Source organism: Tullyiplasma multilocale ATCC 49900, assembly GCF_000483165.1.
In the GTDB taxonomy this organism is placed as follows: domain Bacteria; phylum Bacillota_I; class Bacilli_A; order Mycoplasmatales; family Mycoplasmataceae; genus Tullyiplasma; species Tullyiplasma multilocale.
In genome coordinates this window covers 14,433-37,822 of record NZ_AXXW01000007.1, presented here as the reverse complement: position 1 = coordinate 37,822, position 23,390 = coordinate 14,433, and the positions used below count along the sequence as shown (strand labels likewise).

The following is a 23,390-nucleotide window of genomic DNA, read 5'->3' as shown; positions in this document are numbered from 1 at the left end:
TTTTGTCATACACTGTGTGGCCGAGTTTTTCATTAGCATTTTTTTATAAAAGGAGAAACATGGAACAAACACAAATCATTATTTTAGACTTTGGAAGTCAATATACTCAATTACTAGCTAGAAGAATCAGAGAACAAAATGTTTTAGCTGAAGTTATTGATTTCACAATTACTAAAGAAGGGTTAAAACAATACCCAAACTTAAAAGGAATCATTTTAAGTGGGGGACCTGCAAGTGTGTACGAAGATCAAGCTTACACTGTTAATAAAGAAATTTTTGAAGCAGGAGTTCCTGTTTTAGGAGTATGTTATGGATTACAATTGATTACTCATTTATTTGGTGGAGTTGTTGAATCTGCCGATAAACAAGAATTTGGTAAAGCTAAATTATTTTTAGATGATACTACTAATAAATTATTTAAAGATGTACCAGATCAAAAAGATGTTTGAATGAGTCATGCTGACCACATTACTAAATTACCAGTTGATTTCAAACAAATTGCACATAGTGATAATTCAATTGCTGCAATTAAACATGAGACAAAAGAAATTTATGGAATTCAATATCATGCCGAAGTTACTCATAGTGAATTCGGAGCTCAAATGTTAAATAACTTCGTGTTTGATATTTGTGGATCTACAAAAGATTGATTCATGTCAAAATTCATTGATAATGCAATCGAAAAAATTAAAACTCAAGTTGGAGCTGACAAAGTTATTTTAGGATTAAGTGGAGGAGTTGATTCATCAGTTGCGGCTACTTTAATTTCAAAAGCAATCGGTAAACAATTAACATGTATTTTTGTTGACACTGGACTATTACGTAAAAACGAAGGTCAACAAGTAATGGATACATATACTCAAAACTTTGATATGAATATTATTAAAATTGATGCTGCTGATTTATTCTACTCAAACTTAAAAGGTGTTGAAGAACCAGAAGCTAAACGTAAATTAATTGGTAAATTATTCATTGATGTATTTACTGAAGAAGCAAGAAAACTAAGTAAAGACGCTAAATGATTAGCTCAAGGAACAATCTATCCTGATGTTATTGAATCTTCAAAACAAGGACATACTTCAAAAACAATTAAATCACACCACAACGTCGGTGGACTACCTGAAGATTTAGGATTTGAATTATTAGAACCATTAAGAGATTTATTCAAAGATGAAGTAAGAAAAGTTGGTCGTGAATTAGGAATTCCTGATATCATGATTGATCGCCACCCATTCCCAGGTCCTGGATTAGGAATTAGAGTAATTGGTGAAGTTACAAAAGAGAAATGTGATATTTTAAGAGACGCTGATGACATCTTCATTACAGCTTTACATGAAGCTGGACTATATACACAAGTATCTCAAGCTCACGTTGTTTTATTACCAGTTAAAACAGTTGGAGTTATGGGAGATAACAGAACTTATGAATATGTTGCTGCATTACGTTGTGTAAATACAATTGACTTTATGACAGCAACAGCTACTCACTTACCATGAGATTTCTTGGATGGTGTAGTTAATAAAATTATTAATGAGGTTAAAAATGTAAACCGTATCGTTTATGATATTACATCTAAACCTCCTGGAACAATTGAATGAGAATAGGAGATAACATGGAAAACAATTTAAATGGAAAATTAGTAGAATTAGGAATTACTTATGATGATGTTTTATTAATTCCTGCAAAAAGTGATGTGTTACCAAGTCAAGTTGATTTGAAAACTAGATTAACAAAAAACATCACATTAAACATTCCTTTCTTATCGGCTGCTATGGATACAGTTACTGAGTCAGCAATGGCTATTGCAATTGCAAAATTGGGTGGAGCTGGAATTATTCATAAGAACTTATCTATTGAAGATCAAGCCAAAGAAGTTGCGTTAGTTAAAGCAGCAGAATTTGAAAATGTTGATCAAATGGCAGTTGTTGATAAACAAGGAAGATTAATTGCTGGTGCTGCGGTTGGAGTTAGTGAAGAGACAATTGCAAGAGTTGATGCGTTAGTGGCAGCTGGATTAGATTTCTTAGTAATCGATTCAGCTCACGGACACTCAGAAGGTATTTTAAACACTGTTAAAGCGGTTAAAGCTAAATATCCTAACTTAGATGTAATTCCGGGAAATATCGCTACTGCTGAAGGTGCTAAAGACTTAGTTGAAGCTGGAGCTGATGCTGTTAAAGTTGGAATTGGTCCTGGAAGTATTTGTACAACAAGAGTTGTTGCTGGAGTTGGGGTTCCTCAAATGACGGCATTATCAAATGTTTATGAATACTGTAAAACAGTAGATATACCATTTATTGCTGATGGAGGAATTAAATATTCTGGAGATGTTGTTAAAGCATTAGCTGTTGGATCAAATGTGGTAATGTTAGGTTCAATGTTTGCTGGTTGTGAAGAAACTCCTGGAAGTGAAATCACAATTGATGGGAAAACATACAAAACTTATGTTGGTATGGGTTCAATGGCTGCGATGAAACGTGGGTCAAGTGATCGTTACTTCCAAAAAGGAAATAAAAAATTAGTTCCTGAAGGAATTGAATCAATGGTTGATTATAAAGGACCAGTAGCAGATGTTATCTTCCAAATGATTGGTGGGTTAAGAGCTGGTATGGGTTATACTGGATCACACAACATCGATGAATTACGAACTGATGCTAGATTTGTGCAAATCACAAATGCTGGATTAAATGAATCACACCCTCATAGTGTTAAAAACATTCAAGGTGCGCAAACTACAAAAAATAATAAGAAATAGCTCCATAGAAGGAGCTATTTTTATTTGCCTTAATTTTATTGCTTTTTTATTATTTAACAGTTTTACTATGAGAAAATACACTCAATTAAAGGTGTTGTAGATGATAATATATTTTTGAGGTGAAACTATGGATACAGATAAAATAATAGAAGACAACGAACAAGAAAACGCCAGATTATTTCAAAATAAAATGCGAGAAGATGAATTCAATGTTCAAATAAAGAAATTTAGGAAATTATCAATCGCAACATTGTCGTTAAGTTGTGTATTTGCTTTTTCAACAATAATGAGCTTTGTTGGTTTAGAGTCGGGAGCTGTTGTAATGAATATTTTTGGACTTGGCTTTTATATCGTGGTTATTGTATTGAATTCAATCATAATAGGAAAAGGTGTGAATCTTAATAATGTTATACCAGGGACATATAAGGCAAGTTCAATAGTTGAAATTGTATTTGGAAGTTTGGAAATTTTGGGATCATTTATCGCAACAATAGTATTGGTGGCTGCTTATTCTGTTGTTGAATCTGAATTTGGACATGAGTATACAAGTCTTTATATTACAATGGCTATTATATTTGGTATTTTATCTAGTGGGGTTGGAATAGCTACACTAGTTATTGGAGTAGTCAAACTTAAGACATATAATAAAATGATTAAGGTCTAAATATTCCATTGTGTTTCAATTGATTTATAATATATATTAACTTATCAATATTATTTGATAAGTTTTTTAATGGAGAAAAGAAGAATGAAAAAATCAGTAACAGAATTAATGACAGAACGTCATAGTGCTCGTAAATTTTTAACAGATAAAGATGTAAGTGAACAAGACTTACAAGCAATTGTTGAAGCGATGAGAATGAGTCCGGCAAGTTATGGGATGTTTAACTCACAAGTGATTGTTATTCAAAGAGGGGAATTTCTAAATGAATTGGCACCGATCTTTTATAATCAACCAAACTTTGTAACTGCAAGTGCATATATTATCTTAATAAATGACAATGGACAAAAAGTTAAGGATGTGACTATCCCAAGATCAGCTGATGCTATTTTTGGTGAAATGGTAGATAAGAGAGATCGTTTTGTTTCAAACATTGATAATGTTTGAAATTATAAATTTGGAAAAGAATATGCAAATATGAATCCAGATGAATGAAGTTTGAAACAATCATACATCGCTTTAGGAATAGGGACAGTGGCGGCAGCTGATTTAGGAATTGATAGTTGTGCTCAAGAAGGGTTTGACCTAGTTGGTTTAACTAAAGTTCTTAGAGAAAAAGGATTAATGGATGACGATCAAAATATTGCACTAGGTTTAGCTTTAGGATATCGAGATGAAAGTTTTGATAAGGGTAAAGTTAGAATGCCTTATGAAGAATATGCTAAATTTGTAAAGTAAAAAATTCAAGGAGAAGATTGATGAATAACAGAAATGAAGACATTCTTAATGATGATGTCAAAGCACGAAAGATCAAAGAATTAGAAGATGAACTTCAAAAATTAAAACAGACAAAAGTTGCAAATGCACCAGAAGAATTGACAGAAATGGAAATCTTGCGATTAAAGAGAATGAAACAAAACGCAGGTGCTTTTGGTTTTCCAGAAAGCAATGAGGATGGTTCTATAGAGAAACCTAAACCAAATTCAGGTAGTTTTGCTGTTAGAACACAAAAACTTAAGGCATTTAAGAAAATGACAATTACTTCGATTGTATTTGCATCATTATTGGCAACTTCATTAATTGCTACTATGGTAATGATTGGTAGTCACGGATTCTATGATTGAAATATATGAGTGTTGGTCTCACATGTTATTGAGGCTATAGTAATTTTTGGTGTTATAGTTTTAGATGTTATATCTCTAAACACTAAATATGTGGAAGAAGAAACTACATCTAAAATTTTTAAGGCATCTGCATCAGTGGAGTGATTCATTGGGGTTTTAATTTTAATTTGAACAATAGTTTCAAATATTGTTTTTCCTTCATATCAAAATGGCTATTATGGGGCAAGTGGATTTATGTCTTTTCTGTTTTATTCAGGAATTGTAGTTTCAGCGGTTCTTGTAGTTACAAGTTCACGTAAATATAAATTAACTAAAGCAATGTAATTGATTTATCGGTTAAAAAGTTGTAATATTAAATCATAAGATTAATAAATCTGAGCAAGGCGAAAGCCTTGCTTTCTTATTGGCCTTATGGAGGGGGAAAAATGAGAAATTTTTCAAATGTTAAAAACGATATTGAAAACATGGCAAATGCCATTTTAGCAGAACATAATTTAAGAGTTTATGAAGTTAATAACTTACATGATTTCGAAAGTGATGTTTTACAAATCTTAGTTGAAGATGCTACTCAACCAAATAAACCATTAGATTTTGATGCGTTAGCTGATGTTAATGAAAAGATTTCTGATGCGATGGATAAATTTGAATCTATCAAAAAACCTTACATGTTAGAGATTGCTAGTGCTGGAATTGAGAAAGTTATTAGAAATAAAGACGAGTTAATTAGATCAATTGGTGGATATGTTCACTTTGATTTTAATAAATCAGTTAACAAACTAATGACTATTGAAGGTATTGTGGCAGATTACAATTCTGAAACAGATGAGTTCAGAATTGAATACTTTATCAAAGGTCAAAAGAAAAAATCACTTATCAAGTGAGAAGATATTAGAGCTGTAAGATACGCAGTTAAATTTTAGGAGGATTGCATGGTAAACGGTGCAGAATTATTAGAAGCTATCAGTATGATTGCTGAAGAAAAAGATATTAATAAAGAAGTTGTATTAGAAGGATTAATCGAAGGTTTCCAAAAAGCTTACGAACGTTTCTTTGATACAGATGCAATTGTTAAAGTAGAAATCGATGAAGTAACTGGAGAAATTAAAATGTCTCAAGAGTTATTAGTTGTTGAAGAAGTTGATGACGATTGATTAGAAATTACTTTAGAAGATGCTAAAAAAGAGTTTGGAGAACATGTAGTTTTAAACGAATTATTAAATCGTCCAATTGAATTCAATGAAGAATTCTCAAGATTAGCAGTATTCCAAGTACGTCAAATCGTTCAACAAAAAATTAAAGGTGCAGAACGTGCTAAAGTTTATGAAAAATTCATCGACAAACAAGGTGAAATCATCAAAGGTAAAGTTATTGGTCAAAATGAACAAGGAACTTCATACCTAGTTGATTTAGATGGAACAGTGGCTTCATTATGAAACCAAAAAATTATTTATGGTGAAGAATTTGAAGTTAATGAATACATTACTTTATACATTGATGAAGTTGCTAGAGATAACAAATTCAGTCAAGTTATGGTTTCAAGAACAGCTCCAAACTTCTTAGCTAAATTATTAGAAGATGAAGTTCCTGAAATCGCTGAAGGAATTGTTGAAGTTAAAGCAGTTTCACGTGAACCAGGAAGAAGAGCAAAAGTTGCTGTATTCTCAAACGATGAGTTCGTAGATCCAGTTGGAGCATGTGTTGGTGCACATGGTGCACGTATTAACTCAATTTCTAAAGAGTTAAAAGGTGAAAAAATTGATGTTGTTAAATGAGATGAAAACATGGAAAACTTTGTAATGAACGCAATGGCTCCAGTTAGAGTTATTTCAGTATCAGTTGACGAAGAAAATGGTGAATGTGATGTTATTGTTCCAAATGAACAATTATCATTAGCTATTGGTAAATCAGGGATTGCTGCACGTTTAGTTGCTAACTTATTAAAAATTAGAGTTAACATCTACTCATATGCAAATGCTCAAGAAGATGCTTTAGAAATCTTATGAAATGGAAACATTACAGAAGCTGAGTTATCAAACCCAGAATTCTTAGCAAACATTAACAGACGTAAAGAAAAAACAGCTAAAACTAACACAGTTTCACGTCCTAAAAACACTGGAATTGACTTAGATGCATTAGCAATGTTACAAAACGAAATCGTTGAAGAAAACGAATTAGAAGAATCACTAGTTGAAGCTTCAATTGAAAAAGAATTCGCACCAGTTGTTGAAGAAACAATTGTTGAATCTTTAGTAGAAGAACCAAACTTAGATGAAATTAAAGCTAATTTAGAAGCCTTCAATGAGTTAATCGCTGATGAAGACGAAATTGAAGATGACGAAGAAGAAATCGACGAATACGACGATTACTACGAAAATTAAGATGGCAGCTAAAAGCCCAAACTTAAGAAAAGATGTTGCTTCAAATACAATGCTTCCCAAAGAAGAATTAATTAGAATTGTTAAAAATAAAGATGGAAAAATCTTTATTGATCCAACTTTTAAAGCTGAAGGACGTGGGGTTTATTTAAAACCTGATCATGCTTCACTTAAAAAAGCAAAACAACGTAATTTAATTTCTCGTGGTTTAAAAACTAAGGTGGAAGACGAAATTTATGATCAACTAGAAAAGGTAATTAATGGATAAACAAAAATTACTTAATGCCATTGGTATGGCATACGGATCAACAAATGTTATTTATGGAGCGAAATTATTAGACTTCATCAAAGCTAACAAAGTTTCTTTTGTAATTATTGGTTCTAACATGGGACCAAGTCAAAAGAAGAAATTAATAGACAAGTGTAAATCTCACGAAATTGAATATCATGATGATATTTTAACAATCGAAGAGATTGCACAAGCATGTGGAAGAACCACTATTGTCGCAGTAGGATTTAACAATTTTAACTTTATTAAGTTAATTAAATCTAATCTAGATCAATAAAAGAAAGGGGAAAATTTACATGGCTAAAAATAAAAAAACTATCGCAGCTAAAAATGCCGCTGAAGCGAAAGCTAAAGCAAGAGAGCATACTAAAAATATTAAACAACAACTGAAAGAGGTTGTTGCTACAGGATTAATTGATGGGGTATTTGTTTTCACAGAACCTCTATCAATTGCTGATTTCGCTGGTAAGATTGGAAAATCTGCAGCAGAAATCTTAAAATACTTTTTCTCACAAGGATTAATGATGAATCAAAATATGATTTTATCAGAAGAACAAATGGGAGAATTAGCTTTAGAATACGGATTTGACTTCAAAAAAGAAGAATCACTAACTAAAGAAAATATCTTTGAACAATTACAAGTTGAAGATCGTCCAGAGGACTTAGTTGAACGTGCACCAGTTGTTACTATCATGGGACACGTTGACCATGGTAAAACTACATTATTAGATTCTATGAGAAATGCTGATGTAGCTGGAGGAGAAGCTGGGGGAATTACTCAAGCAATCGGAGCTTACCAAGTGGTACGTGAAGATAAGAAAAAAATTACATTCATCGATACTCCAGGTCACGAGGCTTTCACAGAAATGCGTTCTCGTGGAGCAAATGCTACTGATATCGTAATTTTAATTGTTGCAGCAGATGATGGGGTTATGCCTCAAACTGAGGAAGCAATTGATCATGCTAAACAAGCGGATGTACCAATCGTTGTTTTCGTAAACAAGGTTGACAAACCAGGAGCTGATCCTGAAAAAGTTAAAGTTGAATTAATGAGCTATGGATTAGTAGCTGAAGAGTACGGAGGAGATATTCCTTTCATTACAGGTTCAGCTAAACAAAAAATCGGTTTAGATAACTTACAAGATACTTTATTACTAATTGCTGAAATGTTAGATTTAAAAGCTAACCCAAATAAATTTGCATCTGGTGTTGTTCTTGAAGCACACTTAGACAAATCTAAAGGACCAGTAGCTTCTATTCTAGTTCAACAAGGAACTCTTGAAATGAGAGATACACTTGTAGCTGGAGGAACATTCGGTTCAATTAAAAATATCGAAAACGAATATGGTAAAAAAGTTCTTAAAGCAGAACCAAGTAAACCAGTTGTTATTTATGGATTAAACGAAGTACCAAAAGCCGGGGATAAATTTATTGTTATGAACGATGATAAAATGGCTCGTCAAATTGCTGAAGCACAGGCTGAAAAACAATTGGCAGCAGAACGTCAATCAAAACAAACATTTACATTAGACTCAATTAAAAAACATATTGATGATGGTGAATTAAAACACGTTAATATTATTGTTAAAGCAGATACTCAAGGATCTGTAGAAGCATTAAAAGGATCACTTGCTAAAATCGATGTTGAAGGTGTTAAATTGAACATGATTCGTGGATCAGTTGGAGCTATCTCAAACTCAGATATCACATTAGCAATGGCATCAAATGCTATTGTTTATGGATTCAATGTTCGTCCTGATGCCGCAGTTCGTCAAAAAGCTGAAGAAGATGGTGTTGAAATACGTTTACACAACATTATCTACAAAGTTATTGAAGAATTAGAAGAAGCATTAAAAGGAATGTTAGATCCAATTGTTGAAGAAATTGTTTTAGGACAAGCTGAAATTAGAGCTACATTCAGACATACTGATATTGGTGTAATTGGTGGATTCCACGTTATTGATGGATCAATTCCAAGAAATGCTAAAGTTCGTATCTTAAGAAATGGTATTGTTGCCTTTACAGGTGAAATCTCATCATTAAAACATGAGAAAAATGACATCAAAGAAGCAAAAATTGGTTCTGAAGGTGGAATGACAATCAAAAACTATAATGATATTAAAGAAGGCGACATTATCGAAGCCTACAAAGAAGAAACTAAAAAAGCTGCTTAGTCAGCTTTTTTATTGTTCAAAATGATATAATAAAATAAAATATAGGAAATCTCTTTGGAAGAGTATGTTGTACATTTTTAAACCCTGTACTACGTATAGATGTAAATGTTATTCATCATAATATTTACGTTTGTATATACATATATGAATATATGTATATATTTATGTATATTTTTTAAAAAAGGAGTGTCTATGAGCGATTTTTGAATAAATCATACTTATGAAGCTCCCTTTTTTTTATTTTTACTAGGTACTAATTATGATCCGAAAAATATAAATGATAGACGTGTACAGTTGAAAAATATATTAGAGCAGAATAATGGTAAAAATTCTTATTTTAATGATTATTCAAAAATATTTGAAATAATAAAAAAGCCCAATACAGCTAACGAAATTAGAATAAAGAAAATAGTTGCTGAAATTTCTAATGAAAATAAAAGACTTTTTAAATGTTTGTTTACTTTTTTTAACCTAACTGCTGGTATTAAAGTAGTTGATTTGAAGAAGTATATCAATGAGTTCGAACCAAACAAAAAATGCTCTGATATGCAATTTTTAAAAGGTTTAAATGCCAAATTTGAATTGCCGCAGATTGCAGGAACTAAGCCAATTAAGACAATCAAGTTATGCCCAATGATAGTTGAAGAAATTGAAGAAAAATTTAATAAAATTGCAGGTTATAAGAAAAATGAATTCTTAAACGAAATTAATATACCTACTTTTGAATTGGAAAAATTTTTATCAGCAGTATCTGATCTAAATTTGAATTTTTTTGATTCCACAGCTTCAATTGTAGAGTATGGCATGTTTTTTGATTCTTTTGAGGATGGGTATTTTAAAAATATTATATTATCGCCTAAAAAAATGGAAGACGACATAAATAAATCAAGAACTTTCTTAAATGTAGGTCCAATAAAGAAAATGTATGAATCCTTTTCTGAAAGCAAAGATGATGATGATCTAAATCTGAGAAAATTTTGAATATCAAACATTGAATACCCTAATCTCACAATAAAAGTACGAAATCCAGATTCTACAGCAACTAAACGCAGGATACCTAAAGAGAGTCCTTGGATGGAAAATAGCAATATAAAATCTACTTGACTTAAATTTTCAAAAAATAAAAGGTATATAGATGAATTTGAGAAAAATTTAGGCCACATCGTTTCATTTAAGAGGGCTTCTCAAATCTTTGATATCAGGTTTAGTTATTTTGATAAGTGATTGCAAAAGGAAGCTATTAAAGAAAGAGCTTTTTTTCATGAAAATAAATTATCTATTTTAAAAGTTGACTTAAACGCTAAAGTCATATTTAGACATTTATATCAATTGATTTCAGAAGACAAATTTTTGCAAAATGTGGAAATTGAATATAAAAAAAATAGGTTGAAGGATGGAAAAATAGATAGTAAAAATTTATTTTTGAACTCAATCTTAAAATCGTATAAGGATGAATTAACTTTCTTGTACAATTCACAGGCTACAAACAATATTCATGGCGTAGAAATAAGTTTGAATTCAAATATTGGTGAAGATTTGAGAAATAATTTAAAATACACAGTAATAATTTTAATGGCAATAAATGATGGATTCTTCGCCTTTGCAAATAACTTGCTAACTAAAGGAGTTAGGAAAAAATCTGTATATAGATTACCCTTAAAAAGAGAATCTTTATTCCAAAGTTTTACAAAAATTAATAATCTTGCCGACTTTAAAATTGAAAATGAGAAATTAGTTAAAATAATGTTAAACTTTCCAAAAGACTATTTTTATAGTTATTTTTCAGTCACCAAAAATAAAAAAATAAGAAATTTTAAAAAGTACAATGATTGAAGCGAATATTCATCAACGTATAGAAATGATGGAATTGGTTACAAGGTAGATAATGTGATTAGTGAAATCAAAATGCTGCATAATGAATTAGCAAAGTTTGTATATGAGAAAACTTTGTGAAATGAGTATGCTTACGCTTATATAAAAGATTCTAATATTAAAAAAACATTAGAAGTCCACAGAAATTCGGACTGTTTTGTAAAACTTGATATTAAAAGTTTTTTCGAATCTATTGATAATGACAAGCTTTTAAACAAACTTTTAAAACGATATATATAAAGGTTATGCTTCAAAAACATATAAGGAAAATCCTGGAATGTATATCTTTATATGGAAAAAGCTTTTAGGGATCTCTTCCAAAGGTTTACCATTAGGATTAAGACATTCACCCACTCTTGCTAATTTATATCTTAATGAATTTGATTCGTTTGTCGTTTCTGAACTTAAAAGTATCTATCGGGGTGTTAAGTACACCAGATACGCGGATGACATAATTATTTCCTTGGTCAAAAAAAAGCAATTGAAATTTAAAGATTCTTATTTCTTGTGAAAAGTGAAAACAATTGTAGAAGAAAACTTAGAAAAAAATAATTTACAACTTAATCATGAAAAAACTATATTAGTAAATTTCGATAACTCCAATCACGTTAAATTTTTAGGTTTGAATATAAACAGAAGAAAAAACGGAAATACAATTAATGTAGGAACCTCTTTTAGAAAAGGGCTTTATGAGGAACTTGTGCATATAGAAAAATTTTCGAAAAATGCTAAGCATGTGAATTTTTGTAAATTGTGTACAAGAACAAATAAAACTGAAGGTAAAAACATGCTCGGTAAAATTATTTTTTTAATAAATAATGACGATGAAAACCTCAATGACAAAAAGAGGATTATAAAAGATTTCCTTTTCTTTGCTAAAAAAATGCAAAATAATAGTGATGAACAAATCAAATCCATCGTAGATCTTTTAGAAAAATATTTAGAAGCTGCTTAGTCAGCTTTTTTTCTTTGCCTTAAAACTAGTTCGACACCCTTTGAACTAGTTTTAAGTTTCTCTGATAAGGGGTCATACGTTTGCTTGCTACCACCCCTAAATCTATAATTAGATAAATGGTTAAAAAATTAATCATTAAAAATAACAATAATATCGTGACAGGATGGTTGTGCGAGGTGAACTTATGAGTGATAGACTTTTAAATGCCATTAGAAAAAGAAAGATGGCTCAATATTTGTTTTGAATATTGTTAAATGCTTTTACAATAACCTTAGTGATTTTCTTTTTAATGAAGATATTTAATCCGATAGCTAACTTAGAAGGTGGAGTTAATAAAAACTTTTTAATAGGTCCAACTGAAGAAATGGTTATTAATATAGATAAATTAAATAAAGCTTTAGAATTTGCTAAAAATAATTCAATTGAACCAATTGCAGTTTATGTAGATTTTGTTGCAAATATCTTCTTGTTTTTAGTTCCTGGTTTTTTATGATTAACAATTCTGTCATTGTTATACTACTTTAAAACTAAACAAAATGTTTTATATGAAAGAGGGATTGATAACCTCGCCGATAAACGTGAAGAGTTAGCTAGAAAGATGAAAGAGTTATCAAAAGGGGATGTTAAAGCTAAAATTGAAGATAAAGATGCTCCAACTTATGGTGATGAAGAAATTAATCCGATATTTAATAGAAATTTACAAGCTGTTAAAGAAGTGATTTCTAAAAAGAAAGCTAAACATACCAAATCAAACGCTCCTAAAACTAAAGAATTTTTAACACACGCTCAAAAAAGAGCGCTGAAAGATGGGTCTAAAGAAATAAAAGAAACTCGTCAGGAACTTCAAAAAATGGCTAATAATTTAAGAGGTAAATTAAGTCGAACTAAAGTGAAATTTAAAAAAGAATCATTAAGAGAAATGACTAAAAGAGAAATATTTGATCATATTAGTGAACTACAAAAGAAATTAATCAATAGCATTTAACTTGAAAAACACGAAAGTGTTTTTTATTTATTTAATTTCACATCTATATATTTAAAGGTAATATATAGAAAAGGAGATTTTAAATTATGGCAAAACAAAAACAAGCAAAAAAATCAAATAACCGTTTTGGTGTTAATGACATTATTTCAATTACATTAACAGCTTTATTGATTATTTGTATTCCATTAGCAATTGGGGGAATCAAAATCTTTGATATTTACTCATATAAAGAAATTACTAATATTGCTACAGTAGACGTTGGTCCAATAACAATGCATGGACCTTGATTCTTTAGAGCAGCAGAATGATTAGGGGGAATTTCATTTTTCTTATTGGCAGTAATTGCAGTAATTCAAATTATCGCAATCGTATTCTCAATATTCTTACAAAAAAATAAATTTGTAAGAATGTTCTTAGTAATCAACAACTTCTTATTAGGAGTATTATTGATCACTTCAGTATTATTCGTTTTATTATTCGTTGGTGGATTTGCAGCTAAATATGAAATGCTTGATTGAAAATGAATCATTAACTTATTATTAGCAGTAATTCCAACTTTATTATTAGGTGGAATTAACACAACAATGTTAGTTAAAGCTCGTAGAGCTGCTTAATGACATATTAAACAAGTGATAATATCACTTGTTTTTTATATTTATTGAAAGGGATACCTATTTTTATTTGTTTATACTTAATAATAATTTATAATCATAATATAGAAGAGGTGAATGAATATGGCAAATCCAAAAATTCAAGGAAGAAAAGAATCTTTAATCTTAAGAGAACTAACTTTAATTTTAAATAGAGGAATGGAAAATGATATTTTAAGATCAATTTCAATTTCAGAAGTTAAATTAACAAGTGATGCAGAACTTGCGAAAGTTTATTACACATTCTTAGCTTTCAGTGGAGAAAACATCAACGAAAAAATCGTTGCTGAAGAATTAGAATTAAACCACAAAAAAATTAGAATGTTATTAGCAAGAAAAGTAAATATGAGAGCAGTGCCAGATTTAAAATTCATCTACGACACATCTTTAGATAATGCTAATAGAATCGAAAAAATCTTAAGCGATTTAAAATAATTATAAAAAGAGGATATCCTCTTTTTATTATGTTTATACAAAGGAGACAATATGAACAAATCAGGAATTATCATTATCGATAAACCAACAGGAATGAGTACTAATACAGTTATTCAAAAAGTTAAAAGAAATTTAGGGATTAAAAAAGTTGGGCATGCTGGAACTTTAGATCCGTTGGCTACAGGGGTAGTTATTTGTTTGATTAATAACGGAACAAAAGTAAGTGATTACTTACTAAATATGGATAAAGAATACTTAGTAACTATGAAACTATTTACAGCAACAGATAGTTATGATTCAGATGGAGAAGTTACTGAATCTCAAAAACCATTTGAAATTAGTTTAGCAAACGTTGAACACGTAGTTAAAAAATACAATGGATTAAACTACAACCAAACGCCACCAATTTATTCAGCTATTAAAGTTAATGGTAAAAAGTTATATGAATATGCTCGTGAAGGTAAAGAAGTTGAAGTTAAAAAAAGAAACATTACTATTAACGAATTAGAATTAGTTTCTTATAATCAAGAAACTAATGAAATCACTTTAAGAGCCGCTTGTTCAAAAGGAACTTACATTAGAAGTTTAATTGTTGATATTGCAGCTGATTTAGGGACTGTGGCACACGTTACAATGCTTAGAAGAGTTAAGAGTGGACAATTTAGCATCGAACACGCTGTTGAACCATATGACGCAAATGAAAGCAACATCATTAATCTATATGAAACAATCAAAATGAATGAATATCCAATTGTTGTTTTAGATGATTTAAGAGATGTAAACTTTGGTAAAAAGATTATCTTAAAAGATCAAAGTGCAGATGTGGTATTTATCGGAGATGCCGATAACAACATTGCAGCTTGTTATGAAAGAGAAAAAGATAGCCTGTTTAAATGTAAACGTGGTGGATTAAATAACTAATAAAAGAACTCTTATGAAGAGTTCTTTTATTATTATATTAATTTTGTTTCCCGCTACATCCACAAGAACATTCATCAACTATATATTCTGACTTGTCATCGCACTCGATGCAAGATGAATTTTCACAATGATCACACATAATAACCCCTCCTTTTATTTTCATTTTACAACCCATTTTTTAAAACAACCACTTTTAAAGAAAAAGTATTAAAATAATTACATAGGGAGGTATTTAATATGAAAATAATTAGAACTAATATTAAAGACTTACAAAAACTAGAGACAGAAAAAAACTCAATAGCTACAATTGGGATATTTGATGGATTTCATTTATATCACCAAAAGCTTTTAGATATAGCTAAAGAACATGCTGTAAATGAAGATTTAAATTTCATCGTGATTACATTTAGTAAGAAAGTAATCGACTTTTTCAATGATTGTGATTTATCACTAATTAACTATGATGATAAATATGATTACTTAATGAAACAATATCCTGAAGTTACTCATTTTATTGAAATAGAAACGGACCAAGATCTTGTAAATACAACTAAAGAAGAATTTGCTAACATCTTAAAAGATGAACTAAATGTGGTTAAATTAGTCGAAGGTCAAGATTTCAAATTTGGATCAAAAGCTAGCGGGAATGTTGAATACTTAAAAGAAGTATTCGGAGAAGAGAACGTAATTATTGAACCAAGACACGAAGAAGTGTCTAGTTCGATAATTAAATCATTGATATCAAATGGAGGGATGCTTGATGCTAATCGTATGCTTGGGATTCCATTTAATGTTGGTGTTGAAAAATTAGATAATAATCAATATCAAATTATCAAACCTTTAATTGATATTAAACCGGGTAAATACAGCGCTGTATTGGATGGATTTTTAATGACATCAGTTATAATTGATAAAGATAGAAAGGTATCTTTTGTAAAAGAAGATACTTTGAAAGATGAAGTTGTTAAAAAGATAAAATTAAATGGCTATATTGATGAAATTCAAAAATAACCATGATATTATTTAAAAGGTGATTGTTTACCAGAGTTTCTATCTTTCCCGAGATGTTACTTTGATAAAACGCTAAAAATCAAAAAAAGAAAAGGGAGAACTATACAATGGTTTCAAAAGAAAGAAAATTAGAATTAATTAACGAATTTGGTGGATCAGAAAAAAACACTGGTTTAGCTGAAGTACAAATTGCTATCTTAACAGAAGATATCAAAAACATGACAGCTCACTTACAAATTCACAGAAAAGATGTTCCTACAAGAAGAACATTACTTAAAAAAGTTGCACAAAGAAGACACTTATTACAATTCTTAGCAAGAAATGACGTTAACCGTTACAAATCAATTATTGAAAAATTAGGATTAAGAAAATAATTCACTTAATTTTCAAAAATTAAAAAAAATTAACAAAAAATATTGACACTCTTAAAAATATTTAGTATTCTATAAGAGTGTTAAACATGCAGGTGTAGTTTAATGGTAGAACTTCAGCCTTCCAAGCTGACTGTGAGGGTTCGATTCCCTTCACCTGCTCCATTAGTAAACAAACAAAGAACTCTTAATGAGTTCTTTTTTTTCGTCTTTTTATACCTCTGTAATGAATTTAATTTTTTTTGGTTTAATTTCTCAAAATGAGAATATATGATTTATAATTTAGTAAATTATCAAAATGAGAGAATATAGAGGTAAGTATGAAAATCAATAAGAGGAAATTAACTTTTAGTTTAATTGGAGCAGGGATGGCAATTAGTCCGATTCTTGGATTGGGTTTAACAGCTCCTGGAATGGGGCTTGAATCTCTAAAATTTATCAACTCCATAGAAAAACAAATTAATGAAAAAATTCCAAAAAACAAATTTGTTTTAGATGGTACCAATCCATTATTTAAGTTTGTTGTTAATAGTGCTATTAAAACAAGTTATGTAGCTGATGTTCTATCAATTACAGATTGAAGTAATCCAGATAAAGTTTCACACATTGCAGAATATAAAGAATTTGCTGAAGCTAGATTTGAACAAAGGTGAGGGCATAATCGTGACAATGGTATTGATATAGATTTAAATGATGTCTCTTTAGATTTAATCAACCTAGATCATGACTTTGGAGAAAAATATAGTAATCCAGGATATACAAAAGCTGGAATTAGTTGAATTTTCGAAAAGAATACAATTAGTCAATTATTAAATCCTAATTTAAAAGATAGCTCTTTATATACTGATGCGTTAAAAAAACAAACTATCATTGATCAAGATTTATATAATTCATTTATTGATGTCCAAGGACCTGGATTAGAAGGAATAAAAGTAACTAACTCAATGGGAGTTAATATCGTTAACTCGAAAGTTTGATTTATGAATATGCAAAGATCAAATATTAAATTTGCGATGACTCCTGGTTTAGGAATTTTCAAAAATAAAGACTTGAATGAAAACGATCTTCCAGATTATGTAACAGCTGATGATTTTTATCATCCGAACTTCACTCAAGGAATCGAAATAACGATTGCTGGAGTAGTATTCCTATTAGTTATTACCCCAATTACAACAATCGCTGGTATTGGGGCTATAATCATGCTTAAAAAGAAAGGTAAGGTAACTGAATAATGAAAAGATTACTAACTTTCTTAGGGGCTATCTCTTTAACGGTGGTGGCTGGGGCTACAGTGGTTGCTTGTGGAATTAAACAAGATAGTGTAGATTACGATTTGCTCGTTGGACAAAATATTGATAAATCTAAAGCAATAGATGATTCAAATTATGAAGGTTTATTCACTAACTTTTATACACTTGGAGATAGTCTAAGTGATACTGGGGGACTTACTTTAGCTCTAACTCAACAATTGAATTTATTAAAAACTACAATTGTAAATGACCAAGAATTACTAGATCAAATTATTAGTTTTCTTCCCGAAGACATCGCACCACTTGTAGAAATGTTCTTACCAATAATCAAGGATATGAATATTAAGGTCCAATTTGGAAATGAATCTGCAAATGCACAATGTTTGGGGGCATTTACAAATGGAGCTACAGCTGCTCAAAACTTAGCAAATAAATTAGGGATTTATTTCAAAGCTGGAATTGGATTGGATAAATTTGGAAATGATTTAAGTGTTCATGGAAATAACTATTCAGTTGGTGGGGCTACTGCAAATACCGCTGATGGAATTATGGGAGTTGTTGTCAATGATTTTAAAATTGCAGATCAAGCAAAAACTTTAATTCAACAACACCAAGTTAAATCAACTGATTTAGTTTATTTTGAAATTGGTGGAAACGATTTATTTGGAATGATTGGAAAATCACAACAAGAGCAAAAAATCTTGATGAACGAATCAATGGCGAACATTAAAAAAGGTTTATTAACACTGATCAATAATGGGGTTAAAAACATCATTGTAATGAACGCTCCAGATGTAAGTAAAATTCCAACTTATGTAAATACAGATTCAGAGGATGAAGCACATCGTTTGAGTATGGAATTTAATAAGCGTTTTGAAACTGTGTTTGAATATGTTAACAATAAATTTGATGTAAATATGGAAGTTTATGATTTAGCTTCTAGATTTGATCAAATTCTTAGTGATTTTGAAAAAGATGGTAAGAATATCACTGATGCCACAGTTACACTTGGACAAGCTGGAGTTGATGAAAATGGCGAAGAAATTCCTGCATTTGGTTTAGAAATTGAAGATGAAATTATTCTTACTTTAAATGCTACAAAAAATCCAGGAATTACAGATACAAGTAATTACTTTTTCTGAGATGCAATCCACCCAAATAAAGAAGTTCATGAAATAGTTGGAGAAGATTTATTTGAATTAGCTGAAAAATTATCTAAAAAACAATAAATAAAAGAAAGGGCAACCTTTCTTTTTTATTTGAGATAAATATATTAAAATATAACAAACAAGGAGGTTAACATGAGAAAACTTTTAAATTTACTAGGAGCTATTCTAATGGCGATATCTCCTTTATCAATTTTGGGTTATCGTTTAGATAACAATGATGGAGATGATGATTTAGAAATCGGAACCGACATCGATAAATCTGAGGCAATTGATGATAGTGTTCAAGGTAAAATGTTTACGAACTTTTATACAATTGGAGATAGTTTAAGTGATAATGGAACTCTAACAATGGCTATTACCGAAGAATTAAATGTTCTTAAACATATTGTTATTGCCAACGAAAGATTGACAAATCAAATTACTAAATTACTAACCGAAGAACAACGTGAAATGTTTTATAAAGTCTTAGAGATTGGTAAAGAAGGTGACATTAAATTACAATTTGGAGGTTTTTCAGCTAACAAAGCTGGATTAGGGACTTTTACAAATGGTAAAACAGCTGCCACTCTTTTAGCTGAAATGTTAGAAATAGAAGATTTCACTCCAGGATATGACTTTAATAAATTTAGTACTCGTTTTGTAAAACACGGAAAAAATTATGCCACTGGTGGAACTGTCGCTTATAAAGCAGATGGGATGATGGGATTTGTTGTAAATGATTTTAGAATAGTCCAACAAGCTAAAAATTTAGTAAAACAACACGTAATTCATCCAACTGATTTAGTTCTTTTTGAAATCGGGGGAAATGATTTATTTGCCATGATTGGAAAGAAAGAAGAGCAACAAGCTAAGTTGATGTCAAAAATAATGGTTAACATTAGAAATACATTATTGATCTTAATTAATAATGGGGTTAGAAATATCATAGCTATTAATTGTCCTGATATTGCTAAAATTCCAGCATATGTTAACGGACCTCAAGAATTAGAAGCTTCTAGAATTAGTGCAATGTTTAATGATGCTTATGCCGAAGTTGTTGAACATATTGCTGAACGTTATCCTGAAGTTAATATTCAGCATTGTAATCTGAAAGCAAAATTAAACCACTTATTAAGCTTGTATCAATCAATTGGTAATAATGTTACTGATCCAGCATTTATGCTTGGTAAAGCACCCGAAAATAGTGCTAAAGAGGCTGTTACATTAGAGATAAATCAAGATAAAACAGAAGTTATTGTAAATGTTAATGCTCACCGAATCGATGACAATGCAGATCAATCTAAATTCTTTTTCTGAGATGTAGTTCATCCAAGTAAAGAAATCCATGAAATAATTGGTAAAGATATTTATAAGCTAGCCGAAAAGATGGCAGAGGAAAACAAACGTTTAAATGGTGAAAAATAAATTCTACGCATCCAAAGGAGTGTGGAATTTTTTATTTAGCTTTAGTTAGTTGGAGTATTTATTCCAAAACTTTCCAATTGTGATAGTAAAAGTATTTCCATTGTTGAAAGTATCTCAATATAAGATAATTACTATAATGTTGCAGACATTTATAGGAGATTTATTTTATGAAAAATAATAAGAATAGCAAAAGATTCTTAGCGTTACTAGCTTCACTTGGATTATTAGCTGTTCCTGTGGGGATGTTATTTTTAGCTAGTGAAGATAAAACAATTCAAAAACCTGAAGAACCTGAAAACCCAGGAGAAGGCAATCCTGAAGAACCCGGTGAAAACCCTGGAGAAAATCCAGGAGAAGGAAATCCTGAAGAACCTGGTGAAAACCCTGGAGAGAATCCAGGAGAACCCGAAAATCCAGAAGAACCCGAAGTTTCTCATGAAGCTGGAGAATTATCAGCTTATGGACAAGATTTAGTTGATTTAAAAACTCCTGGAGAACGTACTTTTATGATTGTTTTTAAAAATATTAAAATAAAATCACTACAAGTTGGGGATGTTCAAATTGGTGATGCTGGTTGAGCAATGATCACTAATTTAGAAGAAAGCGGAGAGATTGAATTCCACTTCAGTATGCATAGTGCACAAGAAGACTATTTCACTACAGCTAATTTTTCAGCAATAGGTTTAGATGATGAAAATGTTGAACTAGAAGTTATTGTTGGACAAGCTCCACAACCACCAGCTGATGCTAAGGAAAATCAAACTGTATATCGTGATGTGACAACAGGAGAGATTAAAATTGTTGATGAAAGTGCCCCTGAAGGAACTGAAGAAATATTATGAATTGGGTATGATGATTCTGGTACCGCTCACAGAGCTCCTGGCTCAATTAAAAAAGTTCCGGATTATATTTCTCCTAAAATAACCGATTTAACTGCTATGTTTGGTGGAACAACACAATTCAATGGAGCAGAAGTTAAAAAATGAGATACATCCAACGTAACTATTATGATTGGTATGTTTTCAATGGCAAAAGCTTTTAATCAAGATATTTCTATGTGAAATGTTTCAAATGTTACTGATATGACATCAATGTTTAGAATGTCAACTAAGTTCAATCAAGATTTAAGTGCCTGAGACGTTTCAAGTGTCGAAAATATGACATTAATGTTTAACGGAAGTAAGGCATTTAACAGCAAACTTGATTGAAGTGACATATCTAGTCTAAGAATTGTTTCATCAATGTTTAATGCTTCTAAGAAATTTAATCAAGATATTTCTGGATGAGGCACTTCTAAAATCGAAATGTTTGATGCTATGTTTAGAGATAGTGAAAACTTCAAATTTTCATTAGTTAATTGAAAAACTGACAGCGCTAAAAAATGAAATGACTTTGCGATAGGAGCTACATTTTTAACTAAAGAACAATGTCCGATATGACCAACAACTAAATAATCTTTAAAAAGTGAGAATCTCTCACTTTTTAAATTGTTTGATAAATAAAAAAAGAGGAAATCAAAATGAAAAAATTATTAACGATATTAGCAGCAATTGGATTAACAGCTACCGCTGGGGCAGCTGTTGTTGCTTGTTCTGATAAAAAAGCAAACGAACAACCAACCCAACCAGAAAAACCAACTGAACCTGAAAATCCAGGTGAAGTTGAAAAGACAACAATCAGTAATATCAAAATGAATTGAGTAGAGGTCGGAACGGACTTCAAAGAATTAAAAGTATTGATTGCTCAAGAAATAAATAAAATAGAGCAAACAGCTAAGATTACTGAAGATTACACAATTGAAGGAAACACAGATTTAGTTGGAGAAATAATTGTGTCTGCTGTTGAAGAATCAAACTTACTTGAGGGATCATTTACAATTGAAGTTTCTGAACCTATTGTTACAAAACCACCTGAAGGTGCTGCAGAAAATCAAACAGTTTATTTAGATGAAAATGGTGATATTCAGACAATTGATGGTAGTGCTCCAGAAGGTACAACTGAAGTTTTATGAATTGGATATGATAGCGAAGGAATTGCCTATCCAATGCCGGAGACAATATTGGAAGTGCCAAATTATATTTCCCCAAATATAACTAGTTTAGAAATGATGTTTGATTTTGCAGACAATTTTAATGGTGATGTGTCTAAGTGAGATACAACAAATGTTACTAACATGACCGGAACTTTCAAAGACGCTATGAACTTTAATGGTGACATTTCTAGATGAAACACTTCAAATGTTACAACTATGGCAGATATGTTCTCTGCAGCTTATGAATTTAATGCGGATATATCAGGTTGAAACACTGAAAATGTTACAAGTTTTTCATATATGTTTTTCGAAGCTTACGCTTTTAATTTGGATATATCGGAATGAAATACTTCAAACGGTGAGTCATTTGAGGGTATGTTTGCTGCCGCTGAATCATTTAATTCAGAAATAGGGAACTGAGATTTATCTAGTGCGATTAGTTTGTATGGTATGTTCAATGAAGCTGCTTCATTCAACCAAGATCTTTCTAAATGAGATACAAGTTCAGTAGAAGATCTAACTGATACATTTAATGGAGCTGTTTCATTCAACCAAGATATAACAACCTGAAATACATCTAATGTGACATCAATGTCACAAACTTTTATGGGGGCAACGCTATTTAACCAAGATATCTCTACAAAAAAAGTTGTTGGACAAGATGGGGAAGAATACGTAGCTTGAGATGTTTCGAATGTTGAGGTAATGGATGGAACGTTTATGGATGCCGAATCATTCAATCAAAATATTTCTACATGAAATGTTGAAAATGTTTCAAACGCTGTGGGAATGTTTCAGAATGCTATTTCATTCAACCAAGATCTATCTGGATGAATATTTACTAATCTAACTGATTGCGATTACTTTAGTGAAGGCGCTATTGCTTGAGAAGAAAGTAAAAAACCTAATTTGCCTGAATAGAATATAAAACTACTCAAAATATTCCAAAATGGATTA

23 protein-coding genes and 1 tRNA gene are annotated in these 23,390 nt (G+C 30.6%); all 24 read left to right on the top strand.

The features are described from left to right. The first annotated feature begins 59 nt into the window (after positions 1–59). The 24 genes from guaA (at position 60) to G319_RS09370 (ending at position 23,354) form a co-directional block, all read left to right on the top strand. Positions 60–1,604 (top strand): glutamine-hydrolyzing GMP synthase, encoded by a 1,545-nt coding sequence (gene guaA, locus G319_RS0102385; RefSeq protein WP_026389523.1) that lies wholly within the window; start codon positions 60–62, stop codon positions 1,602–1,604. An 8-nt stretch (positions 1,605–1,612) separates the two neighbouring features. Continuing rightward, the gene (gene guaB, locus G319_RS0102380; protein ID WP_035358813.1) at positions 1,613–2,755 is read left to right on the top strand and encodes an IMP dehydrogenase; all 1,143 of its coding nucleotides are present in this window, start codon (positions 1,613–1,615) and stop codon (positions 2,753–2,755) included. 127 nt (positions 2,756–2,882) lie between these two features. Beyond that, positions 2,883–3,419, top strand: coding sequence for a hypothetical protein (locus G319_RS0102375; protein ID WP_026389521.1), 537 nt, complete (start codon positions 2,883–2,885; stop codon positions 3,417–3,419). A gap of 84 nt (positions 3,420–3,503) precedes the next feature. Continuing rightward, the gene (locus tag G319_RS09405) at positions 3,504–4,154 is read left to right on the top strand and encodes a nitroreductase family protein (RefSeq protein WP_026389520.1); all 651 of its coding nucleotides are present in this window, start codon (positions 3,504–3,506) and stop codon (positions 4,152–4,154) included. 20 nt (positions 4,155–4,174) lie between these two features. Beyond that, positions 4,175–4,864, top strand: coding sequence for a hypothetical protein (locus G319_RS09400; protein ID WP_026389519.1), 690 nt, complete (start codon positions 4,175–4,177; stop codon positions 4,862–4,864). A 101-nt stretch (positions 4,865–4,965) separates the two neighbouring features. Beyond that, the gene (gene rimP, locus G319_RS0102360; RefSeq protein ID WP_026389518.1) at positions 4,966–5,460 is read left to right on the top strand and encodes a ribosome maturation factor RimP; all 495 of its coding nucleotides are present in this window, start codon (positions 4,966–4,968) and stop codon (positions 5,458–5,460) included. A 9-nt stretch (positions 5,461–5,469) separates the two neighbouring features. Further along, positions 5,470–6,918, top strand: coding sequence for a transcription termination factor NusA (gene nusA, locus G319_RS0102355; protein ID WP_026389517.1), 1,449 nt, complete (start codon positions 5,470–5,472; stop codon positions 6,916–6,918). A 1-nt stretch (position 6,919) separates the two neighbouring features. After that, on the top strand, positions 6,920–7,183 hold the full coding sequence (gene rnpM, locus G319_RS0102350; protein ID WP_026389516.1) for an RNase P modulator RnpM: 264 nt from the start codon (positions 6,920–6,922) through the stop codon (positions 7,181–7,183). Beyond that, positions 7,176–7,481, top strand: coding sequence for a L7Ae/L30e/S12e/Gadd45 family ribosomal protein (locus tag G319_RS0102345; protein WP_026389515.1), 306 nt, complete (start codon positions 7,176–7,178; stop codon positions 7,479–7,481). Before rnpM ends, G319_RS0102345 begins: the two co-directional genes overlap by 8 nt. Before the next feature lie 19 nt (positions 7,482–7,500). Then, positions 7,501–9,378, top strand: coding sequence for a translation initiation factor IF-2 (infB, locus tag G319_RS0102340; protein ID WP_026389514.1), 1,878 nt, complete (start codon positions 7,501–7,503; stop codon positions 9,376–9,378). 192 nt (positions 9,379–9,570) lie between these two features. After that, a complete protein-coding gene (locus tag G319_RS09395) occupies positions 9,571–11,490 on the top strand; it encodes an RNA-dependent RNA polymerase family protein (RefSeq protein ID WP_026389513.1) in 1,920 nt (639 codons plus the stop codon). A gap of 37 nt (positions 11,491–11,527) precedes the next feature. Continuing rightward, complete coding sequence (locus G319_RS0102330) at positions 11,528–12,205, top strand: reverse transcriptase domain-containing protein (RefSeq protein WP_026389512.1); 678 nt, start codon at positions 11,528–11,530, stop codon at positions 12,203–12,205. A gap of 184 nt (positions 12,206–12,389) precedes the next feature. Further along, positions 12,390–13,190: a hypothetical protein gene (locus tag G319_RS09390; protein WP_026389511.1), complete on the top strand. Its 801-nt coding sequence runs from the start codon at positions 12,390–12,392 to the stop codon at positions 13,188–13,190. 86 nt (positions 13,191–13,276) lie between these two features. Then, positions 13,277–13,804 carry a hypothetical protein gene (locus G319_RS09385; protein WP_026389510.1) on the top strand — a complete coding sequence of 176 codons (528 nt, stop codon included), beginning with the start codon at positions 13,277–13,279 and terminating at the stop codon, positions 13,802–13,804. A gap of 120 nt (positions 13,805–13,924) precedes the next feature. Continuing rightward, positions 13,925–14,275 (top strand): 30S ribosome-binding factor RbfA, encoded by a 351-nt coding sequence (gene rbfA / locus G319_RS0102315; protein ID WP_026389509.1) that lies wholly within the window; start codon positions 13,925–13,927, stop codon positions 14,273–14,275. Between the two features lie 51 nt (positions 14,276–14,326). Next, positions 14,327–15,196 carry a tRNA pseudouridine(55) synthase TruB gene (truB, locus tag G319_RS0102310; protein ID WP_026389508.1) on the top strand — a complete coding sequence of 290 codons (870 nt, stop codon included), beginning with the start codon at positions 14,327–14,329 and terminating at the stop codon, positions 15,194–15,196. A gap of 237 nt (positions 15,197–15,433) precedes the next feature. After that, positions 15,434–16,207: a nucleotidyl transferase family protein gene (locus G319_RS04665; protein ID WP_051350867.1), complete on the top strand. Its 774-nt coding sequence runs from the start codon at positions 15,434–15,436 to the stop codon at positions 16,205–16,207. A 107-nt stretch (positions 16,208–16,314) separates the two neighbouring features. Beyond that, positions 16,315–16,581, top strand: coding sequence for a 30S ribosomal protein S15 (gene rpsO / locus G319_RS0102300; protein ID WP_026389507.1), 267 nt, complete (start codon positions 16,315–16,317; stop codon positions 16,579–16,581). An 88-nt stretch (positions 16,582–16,669) separates the two neighbouring features. Then, a tRNA-Gly gene (locus tag G319_RS0102295) sits at positions 16,670–16,743 on the top strand. A 155-nt stretch (positions 16,744–16,898) separates the two neighbouring features. After that, a complete protein-coding gene (locus G319_RS09380) occupies positions 16,899–17,810 on the top strand; it encodes a hypothetical protein (RefSeq protein WP_035358812.1) in 912 nt (303 codons plus the stop codon). Next, the gene (locus G319_RS0102285; protein WP_026389505.1) at positions 17,810–19,057 is read left to right on the top strand and encodes an SGNH/GDSL hydrolase family protein; all 1,248 of its coding nucleotides are present in this window, start codon (positions 17,810–17,812) and stop codon (positions 19,055–19,057) included. Before G319_RS09380 ends, G319_RS0102285 begins: the two co-directional genes overlap by 1 nt. Positions 19,058–19,129: 72 nt before the next feature. After that, on the top strand, positions 19,130–20,401 hold the full coding sequence (locus tag G319_RS0102280; RefSeq protein WP_026389504.1) for an SGNH/GDSL hydrolase family protein: 1,272 nt from the start codon (positions 19,130–19,132) through the stop codon (positions 20,399–20,401). A gap of 167 nt (positions 20,402–20,568) precedes the next feature. Next, complete coding sequence (locus G319_RS09375) at positions 20,569–21,855, top strand: BspA family leucine-rich repeat surface protein (protein ID WP_051350866.1); 1,287 nt, start codon at positions 20,569–20,571, stop codon at positions 21,853–21,855. A 65-nt stretch (positions 21,856–21,920) separates the two neighbouring features. Then, on the top strand, positions 21,921–23,354 hold the full coding sequence (locus tag G319_RS09370; RefSeq protein WP_051350865.1) for a BspA family leucine-rich repeat surface protein: 1,434 nt from the start codon (positions 21,921–21,923) through the stop codon (positions 23,352–23,354). Positions 23,355–23,390 lie beyond the last annotated feature (36 nt).